The organism is Luteibacter sp. (assembly GCF_051958795.1).
Taxonomy (GTDB): Bacteria; Pseudomonadota; Gammaproteobacteria; order Xanthomonadales; family Rhodanobacteraceae; genus Luteibacter.
Window position 1 is genome coordinate 1 of sequence record NZ_JBQCFT010000200.1, and the last position, 2,003, is coordinate 2,003.

Consider the following 2,003-nt stretch of genomic DNA (forward strand, 5'->3'; position numbering starts at 1 on the left):
GGCGCCATCCGGACACCCTGTCACCCGCCGGTCGCGACTGGATCGACCACCCCGACGAGGCCACGCTCGCCCACGATCTGGCATGGCTCGCGGGCGAGGGGAACCGCCTGCTCCGCTGCACGGAGGAAGACTTCCCTCCGCAGCTGGAGGCGATTCCGGACCCGCCGGCCGCTCTCTTCGTCAAAGGCGACGCGTCGCTGCTCCTCCGGCCCCAGGTCGCCATCGTGGGCGCTCGCAGGGCTCAGGAGCCCGGCCTCGCCAACGCCCGGCGCTTTGCCGGCGAACTGGCCACCGCGGGCCTCCTGATCACCAGCGGCATGGCCGACGGCATCGACGGCGCGGCGCATGAAGCCGCGCTGGCCGCGGGCGAGCCGACCGTCGCGGTCATCGGCACGGGGCCGGATCGCGTCTACCCGCGAAAACATCACGCATTGGCGCGAAGAATCGCCGAACACGGCGCGATCGTCAGCGAATATCCGCCGGGCACCGGCGCGCTGGCGCACCAGTTTCCCCAGCGCAACCGCATCATCGCCGGCCTGAGCCTTGGCGTGGTGGTGATCGAGGCCGGGCTGCGCTCCGGATCCCTGATCAGCGCGCGGGTCGCGGGTGAGCAGGGGCGGGAGGTCTTCGCCCTGCCGGGTTCCATCCACAACCCGCTGGCGGAGGGCTGCCATTCGCTGATCGCCGAGGGCGCCCGGCTGGTCCAGCGGTCCGACGAGGTACTGGCCGCACTGGCTCCGGCGGCCGTCGAGCTCGGGGCCGAGCTCAGGGCGCGACTCGAGGGCGCCACGGCCCCCGCGGGGGCATCCCGCCGCAAGACCGGCCCGTTCGACTGGCGGCAGGATGAGGAATATCGCCGCCTGCTCGACATCATGGGGTACGATCCCGCCTCCCTCGACGCCCTGGTCGAATCGACAGGGTTCGCCCCGGGCGCGCTGTCGTCGATGTTGCTGATTCTGGAACTCGAAGGCGAGATCGCCGCCCTTCCGGGAAACCGGTACCAGCGCGTGGTCTGATCATCGTCGGCTTGACAGCCGTCCCGGCGATGTGTTTCCAACTAAATATATACATGTGCTGGGGTTCACTCGCCCCGCGACCCTCGGAATCGGTAACGAATGGCAAAGAACCTCCTCATCGTCGAATCGCCGGCCAAGGCCAAGACGATCAACAAGTACCTGGGGTCCGACTTCCAGGTGCTGGCGTCGTACGGCCACGTCCGCGACCTGCGGCCGAAGGAGGGCGCCGTCGATCCGGAGCATGGCTTCGCCATGGCCTACGAGGTGATCGACCGTAACGAGAAGCACGTCGACGCCATCGCCAAAGCGGCCCGCGCCGCGAGCAGCATCTATCTCGCGACCGACTTGGATCGCGAAGGCGAGGCCATTTCCTGGCACATCAGCGAGATCCTGAAAGAGCGCGGCCTGCTCGACGGCAAGGACGTCCAGCGCGTGGTCTTCAGCGAAATCACGCCGAAGGCGATCAAGGAGGCCGTCGCCAACCCACGCAAGCTGTCGCACGACCTCGTCGACGCCCAGCAGGCGCGCCGCGCGCTCGACTACCTCGTCGGTTTCAACCTGTCGCCGGTGCTCTGGCGCAAGGTGCAGCGTGGCCTGTCCGCCGGTCGTGTGCAGTCGCCCGCGTTGCGCATGATCGTGGAGCGCGAGCTCGAGATCGAAGCCTTCAAGGCCCGCGAATACTGGACGATCCAGGCGGGTCTCGCACACCCCGAAGGCGCGTTCGACGCGCGCCTCGTCAGGCTCAACGGCAAGAAGTTCGAGCAGTTCGACCTGACGAACGAGGGCGATGCGATGGCCGCGCGCTCGGCGCTCGAAAAAGCCGCCGCCGGCAAGTTCACCGTGGGCGAGGTCACGAGCCGCGAGCGCAAGCGTCGTCCGGCGCCGCCGTTCACCACGTCCACGCTGCAGCAGGAGGCCGCGCGCAAGCTCGGCTTCTCGACCAGCCGCACGATGCGCGTGGCGCAGGGTCTTTACGAAGGTGTTTCC

The 2,003-nt window shown here is 68.5% G+C and carries 2 protein-coding genes; both read left to right on the forward strand.

The window, feature by feature from the left end; translation table 11 throughout:
- Nucleotides 1-17 precede the first annotated feature (17 nt).
- Entirely contained in the window at nt 18-1,016 is a 999-nt protein-coding gene (gene dprA / locus ACTHLF_RS10095; RefSeq protein ID WP_440327092.1) for a DNA-processing protein DprA, read from the forward strand.
- Nucleotides 1,017-1,115: 99 nt separating this feature from the next.
- On the forward strand, nt 1,116-2,003 hold an 888-nt coding region (locus ACTHLF_RS10100), incomplete at its 3' end, for a DNA topoisomerase (protein WP_440327091.1).